4 protein-coding genes are annotated in these 24,631 nt (G+C 63.6%); all 4 read right to left on the bottom strand.

Annotated elements, in window-relative coordinates:
• Positions 1 to 7 precede the first annotated feature (7 nt).
• The 4 genes from ACLH0H_RS23040 to ACLH0H_RS23025 all read right to left on the bottom strand — a co-directional run bounded on the left by ACLH0H_RS23040 (position 8) and on the right by ACLH0H_RS23025 (position 24,458).
• Entirely contained in the window at positions 8 to 1,966 is a 1,959-nt protein-coding gene (locus tag ACLH0H_RS23040; protein WP_411379770.1) for a MacB family efflux pump subunit, read from the bottom strand.
• A gap of 2 nt (positions 1,967 to 1,968) precedes the next feature.
• Positions 1,969 to 3,117, bottom strand: a complete 1,149-nt coding sequence (gene macA / locus ACLH0H_RS23035; RefSeq protein ID WP_411379769.1) for a macrolide transporter subunit MacA — start codon at positions 3,115 to 3,117, stop codon at positions 1,969 to 1,971.
• A 66-nt stretch (positions 3,118 to 3,183) separates the two neighbouring features.
• Positions 3,184 to 11,481 (bottom strand): amino acid adenylation domain-containing protein, encoded by an 8,298-nt coding sequence (locus ACLH0H_RS23030; protein WP_411379768.1) that lies wholly within the window; start codon positions 11,479 to 11,481, stop codon positions 3,184 to 3,186.
• The gene (locus tag ACLH0H_RS23025; RefSeq protein ID WP_411379767.1) at positions 11,478 to 24,458 is read right to left on the bottom strand and encodes an amino acid adenylation domain-containing protein; all 12,981 of its coding nucleotides are present in this window, start codon (positions 24,456 to 24,458) and stop codon (positions 11,478 to 11,480) included. Before ACLH0H_RS23025 ends, ACLH0H_RS23030 begins: the two co-directional genes overlap by 4 nt.
• Positions 24,459 to 24,631: the final 173 nt, after the last annotated feature.

The raw sequence follows: 24,631 nt of genomic DNA, 5'->3' as shown, positions 1-24,631 counted from the left end.
CGCGACGTCAATCCCGTGCCAACGCTTCGATCGGATCCAGCCGCGAAGCGTTGCGCGCGGGCACGAAGCCGAACACCACGCCGATGAGGGTCGAACAGAACACCGCCGTCAGCACCGAGCCCATTGAAAACACCATTTCCCATTCCTTGATGAACACCGAGAACAGATGGCCGATGGCATACGACAGGGAAATACCGATGGCGCCGCCGAGCAGACAGACCATCACCGCTTCCACCAGAAACTGCTGACGAATGTCCGACTGCCGCGCGCCGACCGCCATGCGGATACCAATCTCGCGGGTACGCTCGGTTACGGAGACGAGCATGATGTTCATCACGCCGATGCCGCCGACCACCAGCGAAATCACCGCGATCAGAGACAGCAGCAGTGCCAGCGAGCGGCTGGTTTTCTGTACGGTCTGCATAATGCTGTCGAGGTTGTTGGTGAAAAAGTCCTTGGTGCCGTGGCGCTGCAGCATCAGCTTGTTGACGTTGTCTTCCACCACTTTGCTCGGCTGACCGTCCTTGATACGCACACTGATGCTGTCCAGATAGCGCTGGCCCAACAGACGTCCGGCAGCGGTTTCGTAGGGCACCCAAACGTTGAGTGATTTGCTCGCGGCGAACAGGTTCTTGTTCTGCGCTGCCACACCAATCACGGTGCACGGCAGATTACCGATAAGGATCACCTGCCCCAGCGGATCGACCTGCTCGCCAAACAGACGCTGACGGGTCTTGTGATCGATGACAACCACCTGGGCCTGACGCCGCGCATCGCTTTCGCTGAAATGAATCCCCGCTGCCATTTTGATCCCGCGCACCTGAAAATACAGATCGCTGACGCCGTTCACCTGGGCATCGACGTCGATGTTGCGGTAACGCAACAGCAGATTGCGTCCGACCACCGGCGTCGCGCTATCGACGTAATACAGCTGATTGAGCGCCGCGACATCGGCGGGCACCAGGGTTTCGATCGCGGCGGAACGGCTGTCGCCGAAACTGGTCCCGGAATAGATATCGATGGTGTTGCTGCCGATCGCCTGAATATCCTTGAGCACATAACGTTTGGCGCCCTCGCCGATCGCCGAGATCGAGACCACCGAGGTGATGCCGATGACGATACCAAGCATGGTCAGCAAAGTACGCATGCGATGCGAAATCAACGCGACCCAGGCCATGTTGAATGCTTCCTTGAACAACCCGAGGCTGGCGACCAGACGTCGTGCTGCGGTTGCTTGTGGCGCCACCCGATCGTCGCTCGCCGGCGCTTCACTACAACGTACGTTGCGGCGGTCGCTGAGGATTTCGCCATCGCTGACTTCAATGATGCGCTCGGCATTGGCCGCGACTTTCGGGTCATGGGTCACCAGAATCACCGTGTGCCCGGCGGCGTGCAGCTCCTGCAGAATGTGCATGACTTCCTTGCCACTGGTGGTGTCAAGCGCACCGGTCGGCTCGTCGGCGAGAATGACTTCACCGCCGTTCATCAAGGCGCGGGCAATACTCACGCGCTGCTGCTGGCCGCCGGAGAGCTGGCTGGGCCGGTGCGTCAGGTGCCCCTGCAGGCCAAGCCGCGCCAACAATTCGCGGGCGCGGGCATGGCGTTGCGGCTCTGGGGTTCCGGCGTAAATCGCCGGGATCTCGACGTTGTGCATGGCGCTCAGGTGCGGCAGCAAGTGATAACGCTGAAAGATGAAACCGAAGTAGTCGCGACGCAGTTCCGCCAGCGCCTCGCTGTCAAGATCACGGGTTTCGCGGCCGTTGATCTTGTAGCTGCCGGCGGTGGCGTAATCAAGGCAGCCCAGGATGTTCATCAGGGTCGATTTTCCGGAGCCGGAGGCGCCGATGATCGCGATCATTTCCCCGGCATGGATCGTCAGGTCAATAGCGTTCAGCGCAAGGAATTCGCGGTCACCCGCAGTGAAGCTGCGAGTGATGCCGCTCAGTTGCAGCAGGGCTTGGGCCATGATCAGGCCCCCGCCACAGCGGATACCGGGTCACCGATCACCACCCGATCGCCTTCAACCAATCCGTCGTTGATTTGAACTTTGACGTTGTTGTTGATCCCGACCCGGACAACGCGCGCCTGGGCCTGGCCCCTGGCATCGAGCACGCGCACCGCAAAACTGCCGTCGTTGTTGCGCGCTCCCAGCGCCGCCACCGGAATGGTCAGCACTGATTTGGCCGTGTCGAGCACCACCCGCACCTGCGCGGTCATGGAAATGCGCAGGCGATGATCCGGGTTGGGCACCTCAAACAGTGCGTTGTAAAACACCGCCGTGTTTTGCTTCGCAGTACCGGCCGGCGGGGTTTCGAGGAAATTCTGCGGTGCCGGCTCAGTGCCGCGCAGCTTGCCGTAATAGCGTTTGTCTTCGCCAAGAATGGTGAAATACACCTCCTGCCCCGGCGCGATGTGAATCACATCCGCTTCTGACACTTGCGCCTTGACGGTCATGGTGTCCAGATCGGCCAGCTTGAGCAGGATAGGCGCCAACTGGTTAGCGATGACAGTCTGGCCTTCCTGTGTGACGATGCCGACCACATCGCCATCAATCGGCGCAATAATCCGCGTGTACGCCAGATTGACCTTGGCGGTGTCGATCTGGATATGCGCACTCTTGATCTGCGCGTCCAGGGACAGCAGGTTGGCCTGCTGCACTTCGTAATTCGATTGTGCGGTTTCGAAATCCTGGCGGGAGATCGAAGCGTCCTCCTGCAAGTTCCGGTAACGCTCGAACAGCGCCTTGGTCTGGCGCAATTGCGCCTGGGTCGCGCGCTTTTGGGCTTGCAGGTTTTCTTCGTCGACCTGGGCCTGACGCAACGTGTTCTGCAACACCAGCGGATCGATTTCCGCCAGCCACTGCCCCTTCTTCACCTTGTCACCGACCTTGACCTTCAGCGATTTCAATTGACCCGACACCTGCGCACCGACATCGACCTGCTTGATGCCTTCGAGCAGCCCGGTCGCGAGCACTGCGTTCTCGATGTCACCGCGCTCCACCGTGGCGGTCAGATACTGTGGCGCTTGCGCCGGCGCTTGCACCGCGTAAAGCAACAAGCCGGCCATGGCCGTCACCACCACACCCAGAGCGACTTTGCGCAACTTCGACTTTTCCATAGATGACCACAAATCCGTTAAGGGTTGAGCCCGGCCAGCGACCGGGCTGCAAGACGTACACGTCAATCAGGAGAGCATTGCACTGGCCGGCTGCTTCAGCCCCTCGTGCCACCATGCCGCGAAACTGAACACATTGGGGGCCCTGAGCAGGGTGAAATGATTGCCAGGCCCGCGCCACACCGTCAGATCATTCACCTCACGCCGCCAGCCTTCGACCATAGCCGCCTGCTCGCGCTGATTGCCGGCAGCGTCCAGCGTCGGATCCTGCGCCAGCGCCAATCGCACCGGGCCGCTATAGCGCTGACGCGGTTGATAAACCGTGCGCAAGGCGCTGGCGAAGGTGCGCGTCGAACCGAGTAAAGACTGCGGCGACGACCGCGCCGACAGCACGCCCGCACGCACCATGCCCTCGTGCAACAGACGCAGTTGCATGGCGTCATCGGCGACGGCGAATACCTCAGCATCGATGCCCAGCGAAGTGCCGGCCGACAGTTGCAGCGCCTCGATCAGCCGCTGTAGCGCAGCGGTCGCGGTGTACGGCTTGCCAACCACCCCATTGCCGCCGGGTGATTCGCTGTCGATCAGGGTCAACGACGCCACTTCGCGTCCATCCGCCTGGAATTGCGCGGCCATGGCATGGACGACCCAGCCGCCGAAAGAATGCCCGATCAGGTGCAGCGGGCCTTGCGGATAGAGTTGCTCAATTGCCCGCCGATAAAAACGCGCCGCTGCCTCGACCTCACTATGCGGCACAGCGCCGCCTTCCAGCCCGCGCGGTTGCAGGCCGTGGACTGGCCAATCGGGGCCGATGGCCTCGGTCAGATGAATGAAGCCGGTGACGCTGTCGCCGGCACCCGGCACGCAAAAGATCGGAGCTCGTGCGCTATCGCCGGTCTGAAGGGTGACCAGCGGTTGATACACAGGCGCTGCCGGGGCCTGCGCCCCTTCCAGTGCCTGGCTCATTGCCAGGCCCAGCGCTTGAATGTGCGGGGCTTTCATCATGCTTTGGTGATCGCCGGGCACGTCGATGCAGCACAACTCGGCATCCGGCAACTCCTGCGCCCAGCCCAGGGTCGGGCTGAGCTGCGCCATCGCCGTCGAGCGTTGCTGCGCGCGGAACACGTGCACTGGCAACGGCAGCGGATTGACCCGGTAATGCGCCAGCGCATGCCCGTGCGCCACCTCGCGATCGATGTAGTGCCAGGTATCCTCCGCCGAGGCTGCCGCCAACTCGGGATGGAGCAATTGCTGGCGCTGGCAGCGTTCGAGCAGTTCGGCGAACGTCAGTGCTTGCACCTCGCTTTGCAACACTGCCAGCGCCGTCAGCCCGCGCTGGCCGTCGTCGCCAAGGCCGATCCAGTGCGCGGTGCAATGCAAGAGCAGTTGGCGCTTGTGCACGTGAGGATCGCTCCAGCGGGCCTTGTGCGGATCGGCCAGGCGCGGCACATAGCTGTCGATCAGTCCGATAAACTCGACGACTTCGTCCTGGCCCAACAGTTGCTGAGCGACTTCGTAAGCCAGCACCCCGCCAAACGACCAGCCTGCCAATCGAAAGGGCCCGTGGGGTTGTCTGCCACGAATGATCTTGACCATGCGCGTCGCCAGGCATTCAAGGGTGCGTAATTGCGTCTGGCCGAAGTCGATACCGGGCAGACCGTAGATCGGGAAATCGCCGCCGATGTGCCGGCCCAACGCCGGGAAATACAGGTCGCGGCCGCTGAATTCATGGACCAGAAACAATGGCGTACCGCGATCGCCTGCGCGAACCACGGTCAGTCCCGGTTCCTGCTCGATGACACCGTCTCGTTCACCGAGCAGCGCAGCCGCCGCTTCAATGCTCGGGTGCTGGAACAGCTCGGCCAAGGTCATCGACAGACCGGTTTGCTGCATCTGGTTGACCAGCCGCACCGCCAACAACGAATGCCCGCCCAGCTCGAAGAAGTTGTCATGACGCCCGACCCGTTCGACCTGAAGGATTTCGCTCCACAACTCGGCCAGACGGGTTTCCATGGGATTGCCCGGCGCCTCGTACACACGGTTGAGCATTGCCGCCTGGGTCGGTGCCGGCAGGGCCTTGCGGTCGACCTTGCCGTTGTTGTTCAGCGGCAACACCTCAAGACGCACCCACGCCGAAGGCACCATGTATTCCGGTAGCCGTGCCTGCAACAAGGCGCGCAGCGTGGCGCTTTGCAGGTCGGCATCGTCAGCGGTGAAATAAGCCACCAAACGTGTCTGCTTGCCGTCTTGCCGTGCCAGCACCACCGCCTCTTTGACGCCCGGGCAACTGAGCAGACGGTTTTCGATCTCGCCCAGTTCAATGCGAAAGCCGCGAACCTTCACTTGGTCGTCATTGCGGCCGATGCACTCGAGCTGCCCCGGCGCCAGCCAGCGCACCAGGTCGCCGGTGCGGTACATGGTTGCATCGGGCCTGCTGCTGAACGGGTCGTGGAGGAATTTCTGCGCCGTCAGCTCGGGACGGTTCAGATAACCCAGGGCAACGCCCTGCCCGCCGATGTACAACTCACCGGTGACGCCGAACGGCACCGGTTGCTGACAGGCATCGAGCACATACACCTGAGTGTTGGAAATCGGCCCGCCGATTGACACGCTGTCGGCCTCTTCGGCGACGCTCTGTACTGCAAATGCAGTGGCGTATGTGGTGGTTTCCGTCGGGCCATAGCAGTGCACCAGACGCAGATCAGGTGCCTCGGCGCGCAACTTGCGAAACGCCGCCGGATCACCGCGTTCGCCGCCGCAAAGCAGGATACGCAAGCCCTTCAGGGCGTCGGGAATCAGCTGTACATATTGGTTGAACAGTGCCGTGGTCACGAACAGGATGCTCGCGCCGCTGCGTTTCAGCTCGTCGCCGAACGCCTGCGGCTCGAGCAAGGTGGCATGGTCGATGATCGCCACCCGCGCGCCATTGAGCAATGCGCCCCAGACGTCCATGGTGCTCGCGTCGAACGCCGGGTTGGAGGCGAATGCCACGCAATCCTGCCGATTGAAGTCGGCGTAGCCGTTGTTGATCACCAGCCGCGTGATCGCCCGGTGCGGCACCATCACGCCTTTGGGCATGCCGGTGGAGCCTGAGGTGTACATGATGTACGCCAGCGTTTGTGCCGACTGCGGCAGATCCGGGTTGTGATTGGGTTGAGTGTCAAGCTGTAACAGATCGAGATCGATGCGCCGTACGGCAAAGTCCAGGGTGGATGTGCTATGGGTCAGCAGCACAGACGCCTGGCAATCCTCGACCATGAACGCCTGGCGCTCGCTCGGCGCGTGAATATCCAGCGGCACCCAGGCGGCCGCGCATTTGCCGATAGCCAATTGCGCGAGCAGCAAGTCCAGTGAGCGCGGCAACAGAAGCGCCACCGCATCGCCGGCTTTTACGCCATTGCTGAGCAGATAATGTGCCAGCCGATTGGCCCTATGGTTCAACTGCGCATAGCTCAGGGTCTGCTCGCCATGCAGCGCTGCGACGGCGTGGGGTTGTTGCAAGGCCAGGGCTTCGAACACACGCTGTACCGTGTCGCTCTGTGGGTATTCGCGTTCGGTCGCATTGAAATCAACCAGCAAGCGCTGGCGCTCCTCGTCCTGCACCAGCGGCACATGGGCGAGCAGCGCCTGGTCGTTGCTGACCATGGCCTGCAGCAGTTGCTGCAAGTAACCGGCAAAGCGCTGCACCGAGGTTTCATCGAACAGCGCCGTGGCGTATTCAAGCCAGCCGCCAATGCCCTCGGCAGTGTCGCCGAGGGTCAGGGTCAGATCGAACTTGGCAAAGTGACTGGGTTCGGCCACGGCTTCCAGCGTCAAATCACCCAAGGCCAGTGCCGGGCCGTTGCCGTTGCGCCAGTTGAACATGGTCTGGAACAGCGGACTGTGCGCCAGGCTGCGCACTGGCCGAGTAATTTCCACCACTTGCTCGAACGGCAGGTCCTGATGCGCCTGAGCTTCGACTGTCAGCGCCTTGACCCGCGCCAGCAGCGCTTCGCCGGTCAACTCGCCGCCGGTGTCGATGCGCAGTGCCAGGGTGTTGACGAACAGGCCAATCATTGCCTCGACTTCTGCCCGAGTGCGGTTGGCCACCGGCGAACCGATGACCACGTCAGTCTGCCCGGCCAGACGCCCGAGCAGCAGCGCCCATGCGCTGAGCAGCGTCATGTATAACGTCACGCCATGGCGCTGACTCAAGGCCTTGAGCCCGGCGCTCAAGCGCTCATCCAGTTGCAGCGCAATGCTGCTGCCGGCGTAATCCTGCTGCGCCGGTCGCGGCCGATCCGTGGGCAGGGTCAGCAGGGCCGGCACATCGCGCAAGGTGCGTTGCCAGTATTCGCTCTGACGCTGCAACACCTCGCCGCTCAACCAACGCCGCTGCCACACCGCGTAATCACTGTATTGCAGGGTCAACGCCGGCAACGGATCGTCTTCGCCCCGACTGAACGCCTGATACAGCGCCATCAGTTCGCGGGTGAGCACGCCCATTGACCAACCGTCTGAGATGATGTGGTGCAAGGTGAGCAGCAGCACATGGTGATCATCGGCCAGACGTACCAGACGTCCGCGAATCAGCGGATCGTCAAGCAGATCGAACGGCCCCGAAGCCTCGCCCTGGATCAGCGCCTGCAACGCCTCTTGCGCCTGTGGGTGCTGGCGCAGATCCTCGACGCGCAACAGCAGGCCGCTGTCGACCGGCGCGATCAACACCTGAGCGTTGCCATCCAGCGGCGCGAAGCGGCTGCGCAATGTTTCGTGGCGCGCGACGATGCGCGCCAGCGCCCGTTGCAGGGCATTGTCGTCCAGGGCACCGCGCAGGCGCAGGGCAATCGGAATGTTATAGGCGGTGTTGGCACCCTCCATCTGCGCCAGAAACCAGAAACGCTGCTGCGAAAACGACAGTGGCAGCGCCGTTTCACGGGGCACCGGCAGTATCGGCGGTTGCGTGCAGCGCCCGGCCTCGGTCAATACCTGCGCCACCGCCGCCAGTTCGGCGTTGGCGAACAGATCACCGAGCGCCAGCTCGACACCCAGTCGCTGTCTGACCTGCGCGACCATGCGCATGGCCAGCAGCGAATGCCCGCCCAATTCGAAGAAATGATCCTCGCGCCCTACCCGCTCGACCTGCAGCACGTCGGCCCAGATGTCGGCCAGCGCGTTTTCCACTTCGCCTTGCGGCGCGGCATATTCTCGGGCGAACAATGCCGAGCGCTCGGGTTTCGGCAGAACCTTGCGGTCGAGTTTGCCGTTGGCGGTCAGCGGTAATCCGTCGAGTTTGACGAAGGCGGACGGCACCATGTATTCCGGCAGTTGGGTCAGCAGCAGCGTGCGCAGTTCGGCCACGGCCAGCGCCTGCACCTGCGTCTGTTCGGTGAAATACGCCACCAGCCGCGGCTGCCCCGGCTGATCCTCGCGCACCAGCACTACCGATTCCTGAATCCCGGGCAATTGATTCAGGCGGTTCTCGATTTCCCGCGGTTCGATACGCACGCCGCGAATTTTCACCTGATCGTCATTGCGCCCCAAATACTCGAGCGTGCCGTCGCCGCGCCAGCGCGCAAGGTCGCCGGAGCGGTACATGCGCGCCTGTGCCGCGCGGCTGAAGGGATCGCGCAGGAAGCGTTCGGCCGTCAGCTGCGGCTGGTTCAAGTAGCCCCGGGCTACGCCAGTACCGCCGATGTACAACTCGCCGACCGCGCCAATCGCTACCGGGCGCTGTTGCTTATCGAGCAGATAGACCGTGGCATTGCTCACCGGCTTGCCGATGTGCAACGCATCACCGCAGTCGATGCGCCCGGAAGTGGCGACCACCGTGGTTTCGGTCGGGCCGTAATTGTTGATCACGTCGAAACGCTGGTTACGCGAAAACTGGCGCAACCGGTCGCCGCCGACCAGTAGCGTGCGCAACGTCGGGTGTTCCAACTGTTGGCTGAATGCGTATTCCGCCACTGGCGTGGGCAGGAAACTCACATCCAGGGGCTGCGCGCGCCACCAGTCAAGCAAGGCGCCGATGTCTTCGCTGCCGTCATGCGCCGGGGCGATGTGCAGCGTGGCGCCCGCACACAGCGCTGGCCAGACTTCCCAGGCCATGGCATCGAAGCCGAAGCCGGCGAGGCTCGAGGTGTGGCGGCCGGCACACAGGTCAAAGGCGGCGCAGTGCCAGTCGACCAGGTTCGACAGGGTACGGTGCTCGACCATTACGCCCTTGGGCAAACCGGTCGAGCCGGAGGTATAGATCACGTAAGCCAAATGCGTGACATCGAGATCCGCCCGTTGCGGGTTACGGGTGCTGCCCAGCGGCCAGGTGCGCGGGTCCAGGTCCAGCATGTGCACTGCCAGTCCCGGCAGACGTTCGCGCAGATCAGCGCTGGTTAATACGGCGACGGGCGCACTGTCGCGCAGCAGATGCAGCAGACGTTCAGCCGGGTGCGCGGGATCGACCGGCACGTAACCGGCGCCGGCCTTGAGGATCGCCAGCAACCCGACCACTGCGTCCAGCCCGCGCCTGGCGACGATGGCGACCCGGTCGTCAGGTTGCACGCCCAGAGCGATCAATTGATGCGCCAGGGCGTTGGACCTTTGATTCAACTCGGCAAAAGTCAGCGACTCACCCAGATGCACCGCAGCCAGCGCGTCCGGACGCGCCAGCACCTGTGCTTCGAAACGCTGATGAATGGGCTGCGCCGGCGGGTAATCGACCTGGCTGGCATTGAACCCACACAGCACCTGTTCACGCTCGGCGGTCGGCAGCACCGACAATTGACTCACCGGGGTGTCCGGCGCGTGTTCGAGCGTCGACAGCAACTGCTCCACCGCGCGCACCAGATAGGCGCAGAGACGCTCACCATCAACAGCGCTGGTGGCCAGTAACGTGAGGCTGAAGCGGTCGCCGAAGTCGTCGATGCTCAGCGTCAGCGGGTAGTTGGTGCGCTCTTGCGAACGCAGCACACTGATGCCGTCCCAGGCGGCGAGTGCTTCGGCGCTGGCATTGGCGCTGGAGGCACTGTGGCGATAGTTGAGCAGCGTGCTGAACAACGGCGACGAGGCAACCACCCCACTGCAGCGCTGCGCCAGTGCCAGCGGCGCATGCTCGTGGCGCATCAGCGTGGTCAGCCGCGCGTGGGTGGCCTTGATCGCCTCGCTGACGGCCAGCGCTGCAATGTCGACCCGCAGCGGCAAGGTATTGATGAAGATGCCCAGCGCGCGTTCGGTGCCTTCGGCGTTGTGCATGCGCCCCATCAATACGGTGCCGAAGACCACGCTCGTTTGCCCGGTCAGGGCGCTCAGCACCTGGCCCCAACCCAGGTGGAACAGGCTTGCGACGCTCACCCCCTGCCGTCGTGCCTGTGCTCGCAAGCGTTGGTCCAGTTGCGAGTCGAGCGCCTGGCTGGATTCGACAATGTCGCTGCCGTCGCCATGCACGCCTTGCAGGCCGTACGGCAAGGTGGGTTCGTCGATGTCAGCGAGCATGTCGCGGAAGAACGCTTCGTGTTCCTCCTCGCTGATGCCCAATCGCGCCTGCGCCACGTAATTGCGAAACGGCACGGGCGGGCCCAATCGCGCGGCATACCCGCACAGGCAGGCCTGCAGCTCCTCACTGACCACCGCCAGTGCCGAGTGGTCCATCGCCATGTGGTGGAACAACAGCATCGCGACGATGCGTTGCTCGCACGCATCCCAGGCATGCACCAGGCGCAGCAGCGGCGCGCAGGTTACGTCAAGACGGAACTGCCGGGCGTCGAAGCGTGCGTGCAACTGTGCCAGCGCATCGCCGCCATCGGCCTCCAGCACCACTTCTTCCAAGGGTAGGCGCGCATCGCGCATGACCACTTGCAAGGGCGTGTCGAGGCCTTCCCAGACCACCGCCGTGCGCAAGATGTCGTGGCGATCGATGACCGTTTGCAAGGCATCGGCGAACGCCTGCAAACGTTGCGGCCCGCTGAACGCAAATTGCGCCTGCATCACGTACGGGTCGCCGTGCTGCGCGCTGACGTGGTGGTAGAGAATGCCTTCCTGCAACGGTGTCAGTGGGTAGATGTCCTGCACGTTGGCCGCCCCGCCGGGGATGCCTTCGCACAGTTGATCCAGGGCGTCCTGGCTCAGTTGCGTCAGGGTCAGCATCGCCGGGGTGATGTAAGTGCAACCGGCCTCAATGCCATTAGCCGGCACCTCGACCTGTCCGTTGCGGGCGGCTGAATACTCGCCTGCCTTGATCAGTTCGATCAGCGCCGCCTTGTGTTCGCGCAACGACGCCAGTAACGCCGGATCGCCCAGGGCCTGCTTGTTGCCATTGACGCGCAACTGGTCGTCCGTGACCGTCAACTGGATGTCTCGGGCTTTGAGTGTCGCCAATAAAGGATTCAGGTTCACAGGACGATCTCCATTCTTTCCGTGATTGCGGCGTAGCCGGCCAGCGTCGGTTGTTCGAACAACGCCCGCACATCAGCCTCCATGCCTTCCTGTTGCAGACGGCCGACCAGACTCACCGCCAGCAACGAATGCCCGCCCAGCTCGAAAAAGTGGTCGTGACGGCCGATCCGTTCGACGTTGAGCAACTCGCACCACAGCCGCGCCAAGGTGATTTCCACCGCGCCGACCGGGGCCTCGTAAGGACGGCTGACAAACGCGTCCTGATTCGGCGCGGGCAAGGCCTTGCGGTCGAGTTTGCCGTTGGGGCTGAGCGGCAAACGCTCCAGATGGATGTAGGTCGCAGGGACCATGTAATCCGGCAGCGCATGCAGCAATGCGGCGCGCAGGATGTCGATGTCCAGACGCGAACCGGTGTAGTACGCCACCAGGCGTTTGTTGCCTGGCACGTCTTCACGGGCCAGCACTGCCGCTTCCTGCACGCCGTCGATCCTGGACAGGCACGCCTGAATTTCACCCAGCTCGATGCGCAGGCCGCGAATCTTGACCTGATCGTCATTGCGACCCAGGTATTCGATATTGCCGTCGGCGCGATAGCGAGCGATATCGCCGGTACGGTACATGCGCGCTTGCGCCTGCTGATTGAACGGGTCACGCAGGAACCGTTCGGCGCTGAGCTCGGCGCGGTTCAGATAACCGCGCGCCACCTGGACGCCACCGATGTACAGCTCGCCGACCACACCTTGCGGCACTGGTTGTTGCTGCGCGTTGAGGATATACATCCGCGTGTTGGCGATGGGTTTGCCGATCGGCGTGTTGTCCGGGGTGTCCAGCAACGGCCCGGCGCAGTTCCACGCGGTGACGTCCACCGCTGCTTCGGTCGGACCGTACAGGTTATGCAACTGGCTGGCCGGCAACTGCTGTTTGAACCGCCGCACCAGACTGCCGGGCAACGCCTCGCCGCTGCTCATCACTTGACGCAGTGCGGCACAGCGCTCGATTTGGCCGTGGGCAAGAAACACGTCAAGCATCGATGGGACAAAATGTGCCGTGGTGACATGTTCGCGCTCGATCAGCTCACTCAGGTAGGCCGGCTCCTTGTGCCCGCCAGGGCGCGCCAGCAGCAGGCGCGCACCGGTCATCAACGGCCAGAAGAACTCCCACACAGACACGTCGAAACTGAACGGGGTCTTCTGCAACACCGTATCCGCCGGCGTCAGCGCGTAGGCGTCCTGCATCCACAACAAACGGTTGACCACCGCGCTGTGCTCGTTGGCCACACCTTTGGGCTGACCGGTGGAGCCGGAGGTGTAGATGACATAGGCCAGATGCGCCGACGTCAGGCCGTTGATCTGCGGATTGGTCGCCGGCAAATCACCCCAGATCTGTTCCTCCAGATTGATCGCCGGCACCGTCAGCGTGCCGGCCAGCGTCGCCGTGCTGCCTTGCACCAGCACCGCCACCGGCGCACTGTCGTCGAGCATGTACGCGATGCGTTCAACCGGGTAGTCCGGGTCGAGCGGAACATAACCGCCGCCCGCCTTGAGGATCGCCAGCAAGCCGACGACCATGGCGACACTGCGCTCGACGCAGATCGCCACCCGTGAATCCGCCTGGACTCCAAGCTGGATAAGATGATGGGCCAGGCGGTTGGCGTGCTCGTTGAGTTGCTGGAAGTCCAAGCGCTGACCAGCGATTTGCACCGCGACTGCATGCGGGGTGCGCAGCACCTGAGCCTCGAACAGGCCGTGCAAGGTTTGCTGCAGATTGTAAGCGACGGCCGTAGCGTTGAAGTCGAACAGCAAGCGCTGGCGCTCGGCATCTGGCAACACCGGCACCTGATCGATCGGTTGCTGCGGCGTCTGCTCCAGCGCGTCGACCAACCCGTGCAATGCAGTTTCCATATACGTGCAGAGGCGCAACGCACCGACCTCGGCCGAGGTGATTGCGGTGAGCCTGAAACCTGTGCCGAGGTCATCGACGTTGAGAGTCAACGGATAGTTGGTGCGCTCCTCGCTGTGCAAGGTTTCGATGCCTCGCCACGCCGGATGCGCTTGTGCGGGCGCTGCGCTGCCGTGTCGGTAGTTGAGCATCGCACTGAACAGCGGCGCCGGTGCCGCGATCCGGCTGCAACGCTGGGCCAGCGCCAGCGAAGCGTGCTCATGCGCCAACAGCCCGGTGAGTTGCCCATGCGTGGCCGCAAGCGCCGCCTGCACGGTTTGTGCGCCGAGATCGACGCGCAGCGGCAAGGTGTTGATGAACATCCCCAGTCCGCGATCCGCGCCCGCCCCGCCCTGCATGCGACCCATCAGCACAGTGCCGAACACCACGCGCTCCTGCCCGGAGGTGGCGCCCAGCACCCGTGCCCAAGCCAGATGAAACACGCTGGCGACGCTGATGCCCCTCTGTCGCGCCTGACTGCGCAGCCGTTGCGCCAGCGCGTCGGGCAGTGCCAGCCCAGCTTCCGCGTAAGTACCCGCCTCGGCATTGACCTCATGCAGACCGAACGGCAGGGTTGGCTCATCGATATCACCGAGCATGTCGCGGAAAAACCCTTCGTGCTCCGCCTCACTGATGCCCAACCGCGCCTGCGCCACATAGTTGCGGTACGGCACCGCTGGCGGCAGGGGGCGCTGTTCGCCACATAGGCTGAGCTGCATTTCTTCGCGCACGACTTCCAGCGCCGTGTGGTCGAGGGCGATGTGATGGAACAACAGCACGCCGGCCACTTGCTCAGAGGCCGGATCGCGGGCGTACAACAAGCGGATCAGCGGGGCTTGACCCAAATCCAGCGAACGCGTCGACAGTTGCTCGATCGTGACTTCTTCCACCGGCAATTCAGCCTCGCGCCACACCACTTGCACCGGCGCGGCCAGGCCCTGCCAGACGATCGCCGTGCGCAGGATGTCGTGGCGCGCCATGACCTGACGCAACGCGCTGGCGAAGGCCTCGACGCGCTCGACACTGGTGAACATCAGACGCGACTGCAGCACGTACGGATCGTGTTGCCTGGCGGTGATGTGATGATAAAGAATGCCTTCCTGCAACGGCGCCAGCGGGTAAATGTCCTGCACATTGGCCGCGCCGCCCGGCACCGTGGCGACGATGCGTTCGATGCTGGCCTGATCCAGTTCCAGCAGGCTGAGCATGCCTGGCGTGATGTGAGCACAGTTCGCCGCGATGCCGTTGGCCGGCACTTCGATTTCGCGGCCGCTACCCACGGCCGCCGCCAGCGCTGTCAATGTCGGCTGGTTGAACAGTACGCGCACGTCAGTGCTCAGATCGATCTGGCGCATACGCTCAATGACGCTGACGGCGAGCAACGAGTGGCCGCCCAGTTCGAAGAAGTTATCGTGCCGGCTGACCTGTTCGACCTTGAGCACATCGCTCCAGATCTGAGCCAGCGCGATTTCCACCGCGCCTTGCGGCGCTTCGTACGTGCGGCTCAGCCATGCGCTTTGATCCGGGTCCGGCAAGGCGTTGCGGTCAAGTTTGCCATTGGCCGTCAGCGGCAAGGCCTCCAGCTGCATGTAGGCCGCCGGCAGCAAGGCTTGCGGTAAGCGCGATTGCAGATGCTGGCGCAGGTCGTCGAGTTGCAACGAATCGCGCGCGGTGAACCAGGCCAGTAATTGACCGTCACGCACCTGTGCCACGGCGTCCCGCAGCGCCGGATAACTGACCAGCGCCGCTTCGATTTCGCCGAGCTCCACGCGCACGCCACGCAGTTTGACCTGGTCGTCGTTTCGCCCCAGATACTCCAGAGTGCCGTCGGCGCGCCAACGCACCAGGTCGCCCGTGCGATACATGCGCGCGCCGGGCTCGGCGCTGAACGGGTCGGCGCTGAACGGGTCGGCGCTGAACCGTTCGGCGGTCAATTCATCGCGGTTCAGGTATCCCCTGGCCACGCCGGCGCCGGCGACGTACAACTCACCCTTGACCCCTACGGGCAATGGGTTCTGTTGTGCGTCGAGGACATACACCCTGGCATTGGCGATCGGCCGACCGATGTGCAACGCCTGCGCCGCATCGATACGACCCGACGTCGCCACCACCGTGGCTTCGGTGGGCCCGTAGTTGTTTATCACGTCGAAGGTCTGATTGCGTGGGAAGTGCCTGAGCTTGTCGCCGCCGATCAACAGCGTGCGCAAGGTCGGGTGGCTCAGCCCGCGGCTGAACGCGTATTCAGCCACCGGCGTCGGCAGGAAACTGACCTGCAACGGCTGCGCCCGCCACCATTCGAGCAACTCATCGAGGTGTTCATTGCCGATCGATGCCGGCGGCAAATGCAGGGTCGCGCCCACACACAAGGCCGGCCAGACCTCCCAGGCCATGGCGTCAAAGCCGAAACCGGCGACACTGGCGGTATGACTGCCGGCGTGCAAATCGAAGGCTGCGGCGTGCCAGTGCACGAGGTTTTCCAGGGTACGGTGTTCGACCATCACGCCCTTGGGCTGGCCGGTGGAGCCGGAGGTGTAAATCACGTAGGCAAGATTCTGTGGGGTCAAACCGTCGCCCTCAGGATTCTGTTGAGGCAGGTCAAGCCAATGCTCATCACCCAGGTCAATCACCGGCACCGCCACCGCGCCCAGCGCCACGCCAGAGACCAGCAGGGCCAGCGGTGCACTGTCGGCCAGCAGGTAAGCGATGCGCTCGGCCGGATGCGCCGGGTCGATCGGTACATAGGCTGCGCCAGCCTTGAGCACCGCCAGCATGGCCAGCAGCATGTGCGGGTCACGCCGGGTGCAAATCGCCACCCGCGCGTCGGGCCTGACACCCAGCTTGAGCAGATAGTGCGCAAGGCGATTGGCCTGTTGATTGAGCTGCGCATAGGTCAGTTGCTGCTCGCCTGCTTGCACCGCCACCGCCTGAGGGTTGAGCAAGACCTGCGCTTCGAAGAGTCGGTGCACGGTTTGCGCTGGCGGGAAAGCCGCCGCGCTGGCGTTGAACTGCATGAGCACACGTTCGCGCTCACACGGCGGCAGGATCGACAGTCGATTCAGCGCCTGCTGCGGGTTGTGCTCCAGCGCCGACACCAGCACCGCCAGCGCGCTGTGCATCAGGTCGCAGACCTGTTGCGCACCGACCTCGGGGCGCGTCAGCACCGACAGATCGAAACCTTCGCCCAGGTCGTTGATGCTCAGCGTCAGCGGGTAATGGCTGTGCCCTTCATGCGTTAGAAATTCGATCCCCTGCCACGCTGATTCATCGGACTGGCGCGCGGCGCTGTGACGATAATTGAGCACCGAACTGAACAGCGGCGACGGCGCTGCGACAGCACTGCAACGCTGGGCCAGCGCCAGTGAGGCGTGTTCGTGACCGAGCAGCGCGGCCAGCCGTTGATGCACAGCGCGCACTGCTGTGCTGACGCTGTGCTCGTTCACTTCGACGCGCAACGGCAAGGTATTGATGAACATACCCAGTGCTCGATCAGCGCCCGCGCCGCTCTGCATGCGACCGAGCAACACCGTGCCGAACACCACGCATGGCTGCCCCGCCGTGGCCGCCAGCACCTGCGCCCACGCAAGGTGAAACAGGCTGGCGGCGCTTACCCCGACGCGGCGCGCCTGCGCCCGCAAGCGCTGGCTCAACTCAAGTGACATTGCACTGACATACGCTTCAATATCGCGGCCATCACCGTCGATTTCACGCAAACCGAACGGCAAGGTTGGCTCATCAATATCGCCGAGCATTTCGCGGAAGAACGTTTCGTGCTCCTGCTCGCTGACGCCGTGCCGTGCCTGCGCCACGTAGTTGCGGTACGGCGCTGGCGCCGGCAGTGGCTGAGAGTCGCCGAGCAGGCTGGCCTGCATCTCCTGACGCACCACCTCCAGGGCGGTGTGATCAAGGGCGATATGATGGAACAGCAGCATGGCCACGACTCGCTCGTGCACGGGATCATCGGCATACACCAGCCGCATCAGCGGCGCCTGGCCGAGATCGAGCCGCCATTGCCGGGCGGCAAAACGCGCTTGCAGCTGGGCGAGCACGTCACCGTCGGCGGCGTCCAGCGTCACGCCATCCACCGCTAACGGCGCACGTCGCCAGACCACTTGCTGCGGACTGCGCACCCCCTCCCAGACCACGCTGGTGCGCAAAATATCGTGCCGCTCGATGGCCCCTTGCAAGGCATTGACGAAGGCATACAGACGGTCGATGTTGGCAAAGGCCAGGCTCGATTGCAGCAGATACGGATCGCCTTGGCCGGCGCTGAGGTGGTGATAGAGAATGCCCTCCTGCAACGGCGCCAGCGGGTAAATGTCCTGCACATTGGCCGCACCGCCCGGCACGCTGGCGACGATGCGCTCGACACTGGCCTGATCCAGCTCGCTCAAGCTCAACATGTCCGCGGTGATGTGACGGCAGTCATGCGCAATGCGATTGGCTGGCACGTCGATTTCGCGGCCACTGCCCAGCGTTGCCGCCAGCGCGGCGAGGGTCGGCTGACTGAACAGCACACGCACATCGGCGCTCAGACCGCGCTGACGCAGGCGCTCGATCAGGCTCACGGCGAGCAGCGAATGCCCACCGAGTTCGAAGAAATTATCATGGCGCCCGACCTGTTCGACCTTGAGCAGATCGCTCCAGATCTGCGCCAACGCCTGTTCCAGCGGACCTTGCGGCGCTGCGTATTCATAGCTGAGCCAAGCGCCGTGATCCGGCTCAGGCAAGGCCTTGCGGTCAATCTTGCCGTTGGCGGTCAACGGCAACGCCTCGACCCGGACATAAGCGGCGGGGATCAGCGCTTCGGGCAGTCGGCTCTGCAAGTGGCGACGCAAGTCGGCAATATCGACCGCGCCGCGCTCGCTGAACCACGCCAGCAGTCGCCCGTCCCGCACCAGCACCACCACGTCCTGGACGGCACTGTGCGCACTGAGCGCGGCTTCGATTTCGCCGGGTTCGATGCGCACACCGCGCAGTTTGACCTGATCGTCATTGCGCCCCAGATACTCGAGCGCGCCGTCCGCCCGCCAACGGGCAAGGTCACCGGTGCGGTACATGCGCCCGTGCGGTTTATCGCTGAACGGATCTTCGAGGAACAGTTCGGCGGTCAGCGCCGGGCGATTCAGGTAACCGCGAGCGACGCCGGCACCGCCGACATACAGCTCACCCTGGACGCCGACCGGTACCGGTTGTTGCTGACTGTCGAGCAAATAGACGTTGGCATTGGCGATCGGTCGACCGATGTGCAACCCCTGCCCAGGCTCGATGCGCCCGGACGTTGCGACCACCGTGGCTTCGGTCGGTCCGTAGTTGTTTATCACCTCAAAGGTCTGGTCACCCGGGAACTGCCTGAGCTTGTCGCCGCCGATCAACAGCGTACGCAAGGTCGGATGGCCCAGCCCGCGGCTGAACGCGTATTCCGCTACCGGCGTCGGCAGGAAACTGACCTGCAACGGCTGCGCGCGCCACCATTCAAGCAACTCATCAAGGTGTTCGTTGCCTATCGATGCCGGCGGCAGATGTACAGTGGCGCCAACACACAGAGCGGGCCAGACCTCCCAGGCCATGGCGTCAAAGCCAAAGCCGGCGACGCTGGCGGTATGGCTGCCGGCGCGAAGATCGAAGGCTTCAGCGTGCCAATGCACGAGGTTTTCCAGCGTGCAATGTTCGACCATCACCCCTTTCGGTTGGCCGGTGGAGCCAGAGGTGTAAATTACATAGGCGAGATGGGCCGGAGTCAGCGCTGGCAACCGCGGGTTGCCGTCGGACAAATGCGCCCAGCCATCGCTGTCCAGATCGACCAATGGCACGGTGCCGAGCAACGCACGGGTCGAGGCGTCGGCCAGCACTGCCAGCGGATCGCAGTCCTGCAGCAGATAGGCGATGCGCTCGCGAGGATGGGCCGGATCGATCGGCACATAAGCGCCACCTGCCTTGAGGATCGCCAGCAATGCCACGAGCATCTGCGGGCTGCGGCGCAGGCACACGGCGATGCGATCATTGGGCTGCACGCCGAGGTCGATCAGGTGATGGGACAGGCGATTGGCGCGCTGATTCAGCTGGGCATAACTCAAACGCTGCTCGCCCTGCACCGCAGCCCACGCGTCGGGATCGGCCAGCGCTTGCGCTTCGACCAAACGCTGCACGGTCTGCGCCGGCGGGAATGACTGCGCGGTGTCATTGAAACCGAACAATACCTGCTGGCGTTCGCCCGGCGAGACAATCGACAACTGCCGCACCGGCACCGTCGGCGAGTCATCGAGAGCGTCCACCAGACTGTGCAAAGCGGTTTGCAAGTAATCGCAAACGCGCACGCCGTCCACCTGCGGCACCGCCTGTACGTTCAGAAGGAAACCGTCACCGAGGTCGTCGACGCTGACCACCAACGGGTAATTGCTGCGCTCGCGCGAGCAGAGCATTTCTATGCCGTCCCAGGCCGGCGTGGCCGTGCCTGGCTGACTGTGGCGGTAATTGAGCAGCGTGCTGAACAGCGGCAGCGTCGCGGCGACACCGCTGCAGCGCTGGGCCAGCGCCAGTGAAGCCTGCTCATGCCCGAGCAACTGGGCCAGACGTTGATGGGTGGCGCGCACGCTGTCCTGCACCGATTCGGCGCCGACAGTGACGCGCACTGGCAAGGTGTTGATGAACATGCCCAACGCGCGATCAGCGCCCTCGCCGCCTTGCAGGCGCCCGAGCAGCACGGTACCGAAAACCACGTCCTGCTGGCCTGAAACCTGCGCCAGGACGTGCGCCCAGGCTTGATGCACCACGCTGGCGATGCTGATACCGAGGCGCCGGGACAACTCGCGCAGACGTCGGCCAAGGTCATCGTCCAGGGCTAACTGGCTGTCGACAACGGCACTACCATCGCCGAGCACGTCCTGCACACCGAACGCCAGGGTGGGTTGATGGATGTCGCCGAGCATGTCGCGAAAAAATTGCGCTTGCGCCTCTTCATCGCTGCCCGCGCGGGCATGCGCCACATAGTTGCGATATTGCACCGCTGGCGGCAGATCTTCCGTGCGCCCGTGCATCAGGTCGCTCATTTGCGCCACGAGCACGTCCAGCGCGGTATGGTCGAGGATGATGTGATGCATCAGCAGGATGCCGACCCAGCGCTGGTTGGCCCGGTCTTCGGTGTAGGCAAAACGCATCAGCGGCGCCTGTTTCAGATCGAGACGATAGTGACGCGGATCGAAACGTGCCTGCATCTGCTCCAATACATCCCCGGTCAGGCTGTCGGCATCCACCCGCTCAAGGTTCAGCGGTGCCTCGCGCCAGACCACTTGCACCGGTTCCTCCAGGCCCTCCCAGACCACGCCGGTACGCAGGATGTCGTGCCGCACAATCACGCGGTTCAGGGCAAGCACAAAGGTTTTGATCCGCGCCAGGCCATCGAACGCGAACTGCGCCTGCAACACGTAGGGGTCGCCGCTGTGCGTGGCGAGGTGGTGATAGAGAATTCCCGCCTGCAATGGCGCCAGTGCATAGATGTCCTGAACATTAGCGACACCGCCTGGCACGCTGGCAAGCACCGTGTCGATGCCGGCCTGATCGAGGTTGGCCAGCGGCAATTGCTCCGGGGTGATCGACGTGCAGCCGGGCTCGATGCGATTGGCCGGTACGGCATGAGCCTGCGCCACACCAAGGGTCGCCGCCAACGCCGCCACGCTCGGCTGCCCGAACAGTACCCGCACATCGCAGTGCAGGTCGTGCTGGCGCATGCGTTCGACCAGCTTGACCGCCAGCAGCGAATGCCCGCCCAACTCGAAAAAGTTCTCATGCCGGCCCACTTGCTCGACACCGAGCAAACTTTGCCAGATGCCGGCAATCAGGCTTTCCACCGCGCCCTGGGGCGCCTCGAATCCGCGTCGCGCATACGCTTCGCTGTCCGGCGGCGGCAACGCCTTGCGGTCAAGTTTGCCGTTGGTGGTCAGCGGCAAGGCGTCGAGACGCACGAACGCACTTGGCACCATATAATCGGCCAGCGAATTCAACAGCGCGTCGCGCAGGTGCGTCACGCTCGGTTCTTCGCCGTCGTCAGCGATCCAGTACGCGACCAGTCGCGGATCGCCGGGGCTGTCTTCACGGGCAATGACCACAGCTTCGCGCACGCCGGCGCAGGCCGACAGACGCGCTTGAATTTCGCCGAGTTCGATGCGAAAACCGCGGATCTTCACCTGATCATCGTTGCGCCCCAGATAGTCGAGACTACCGTCGGCTGCCCAGCGGGCCAAGTCACCGGTTTTGTACAGGCGCGCATCGGCGGCGCTGCTGAAAGGATCGCGAATGAAGCGCTCGGCGGTAAGCTGCGCACGATTCAGATAACCCCGCGCCACCCCGGCGCCACCGACATACAACTCGCCCGTCACACCGACCGGCACCGGTTCACCTTGAGGGTCGAGCAGGTACAGTTGCAGGTCGGGAATTGGCACCCCGATCGGACTGACGCCGACCCGTTGCGCATCGGTGGCCTGCAGTGGGCGACAGGTCACGTGCACCGTGGTTTCGGTGATGCCGTACATGTTCACCAACCGAGTACCGGCGTTGCCGACACGGGCATACCACGGTTTCAGCAACTGCGGTTCGAGCGCTTCGCCGCCGAAAATCACCTCCCGCAGCGAATGCTGCAGCACACTGCGGCCCTGCGCGTCGATCAACTGGCGGAACGCGCTGGGTGTCTGGTTAAGAACGGTCACGCCGCTGCGGCACAGCAACGCATAGCACTCCTGCGGCGCACGGCTGACGCTTTGCGGGACCAGCAGCAACTGCCCACCGAACGCCAGCGCACCCCAGATTTCCCACACCGAGAAATCGAAGGCGAACGAGTGGAACAGCGCCCATACGTCGCGCTCATTGAAGTGAAACCAGTGCGCCGTAGCGCAAAACAGCCGCGCCACGTTGCGATGCTCGACCATGACGCCCTTGGGCAAACCGGTGGAGCCAGAGGTGTAGATCACGTAAGCCAGATGCGCAGGGGTCAACCCGGCGACCTGCGGATTGCTTTCGGATTCGGCGTGAAGATGCTGACTGTCGAGGTCGATCAGCGGCACGTCGAGCGCACCGACGCGAGCCCGCGTAGCGGTTTGCAGCAGCAGCGCGACCGGCGCGCTGTCCTGCAAGGTGAAGGCGATTCGCTCTTGCGGATACGCCGGGTCGATCGGCACATAAGCGGCGCCGGCCTTGAGTACGCCAAGCAAGCCGATGATCATTTGCGGGCCACGCTCGACGCAGATCGCCACACGATCGTCCGGCCGAATTCCCAGCGCCAGCAAGTGATGGGCGACCCGGTTGGCGCGGCGATTGAGTTCGCCGTAGCTGAGGGTCTGCTCGTCGAATAGCAACGCGGTGGCGTCCGGCCGGGTCTGCGCGTGAGTTTCGAACTGCCGATGGATCAACGGCACGTCAGGGAAGTGTGCGAGCGTTGCATGGGCGCCGTGCAATAGCTGTTCGCGCTCGGCTTGCGGCAGGATGCGAATGCTGTGCAGCGGAGTGGGCGCGGCCGCCTGCAAGGCATCGACCAGGCCTTGCAATGTAGTCTGCAGATACTCGCCGATCCGTTGCGCACCAAGACTGGCCTCGGCCAGGGCGGTGATGCGCAAGTCTTCGCCCAAATCGTCAATGTTGACGGTCAACGGGTAGTTGGTGCGTTCCCGCGCGCCCAATACCTGCACACCCGGGGCGATATCGATGATCTCGGCAACTTCGTCGACGCTGCTGTGACGGTAATTGAGGATCGCGCTGAACAGTGGCGTCGGCACTGCCACCGCGCTGCAGCGCTGGGCCAGCGCCAGCGAGGCTTGCTCATGGCCGAGCAACCCGGTCAGGCGACGATGGGTCAGCAACACGCCGGCGCGCACATCGTCGGCACCGACATCGACCCGCAGCGGCAAGGTGTTGATGAACATCCCCAATGCGTGTTCGCCGCCCTCGCCGGCCGCCATCCGCCCGAGCAGTACGGTGCCGAACACCACCGCCGTTCGCCCGGACAATTCGCCGAGAACCCGCGCCAACGCCAAGTGCATGACACTGGCCACACTTACCCCCAACTGCCGCGCCTGCTCGCGCAATTGGAGACTCAGGGCGCTGTCGAGCATCAGCGAGGCTTCCTCGATCAAATGCCCGTCGCCCTTTACATCCCGCAATCCGCAGGGCAGCGTCGGCTCGTCGATGTCGGCGAGCATCTCGCGGAAAAACGCCTCATGGGCCGGCTCGTTCGCGGCCAGCCTGGCGCGCGCAAGATGATCGCGATAGGGCACCGGCGCCGCCACCTGGGCGCTCTGCCCGAGCAGAAAGGCCTGCGCTTCGCGGCGTATCACATCCAGCGCAAGGTGGTCCATGATCAAGTGATGGAACAGCAACAACGCAACTATGCGGCCATTGGCGGGATCGTCGGCAAACACCAGGCGCAGCAGCGGCGCCTGCTGAACATCGAGGCGCAAGTGCTGCGGATCGTGGCGCCGCAGCAATTGCCCGAGCACGTCATCGCTGCCGCTCGGCTCAAACTCTTCGCAGTGCAACGAAGCCTTGCGCTGGACCACTTGCAGCGGTTCGTCCAGGCGCTCCCAGATAAACGAAGTGCGCAAAATGTCGTGGCGTCCGATCATCCATTGCAATGCGTCGGCGAAGGCCTGCAGGCGCTCACGGCTGGCAAAGGCGAATCGCGCCTGCGAAACGTAAGGGTCGCCCGCCTCGGCGGACAAATGCAGGTAAAGCATGCCCTCCTGCAGAGGTGCCAAGGGGTAGATGTCCTGAAGGTTCGCTGCCCCCCCTGGCACGTCCGCGACGATGCGGTCGAGGCTGGTTTGATCCAGCGTCACCAGCGGCAACATGTCCGGGGTGATGCGAAAGGCCGGGCTCAACCAGTCGCCGTTGTGCCGGGCAACCAACTCCAGCAGTTGCGCCTTGTGGGCAGCGAGGCTGTCCCACAGCGCATCGTCCAGCGCGTCGTCACTGCCCAGAATGACCAAGTCTTCATCTTCCTGTTGAAGGCGGATCGCATGGGTGGAAATAACGGCCAACAGTTCGCTGAAATGCATGGGATAACCTGCTGTAAAAGACGAGAAAAAAGCGCACGCAGCGGCGAGTCCGTGCCCGCGGCGCGCAGCCCGGAAAAACTAAAACATCGGCGCAGCGCTGTCTGGCATGGGAAGCCGGGACAAGTCCCGCTCCGCGCCGCAGCACCAGACGCTACTGCGCGAGCACAGATCCC

The organism is Pseudomonas sp. MPB26, assembly GCF_046605355.1.
GTDB lineage: Bacteria > Pseudomonadota > Gammaproteobacteria > Pseudomonadales > Pseudomonadaceae > Aquipseudomonas > Aquipseudomonas cedrina.
This window is presented reverse-complemented; position numbering and strand designations above follow the sequence as displayed.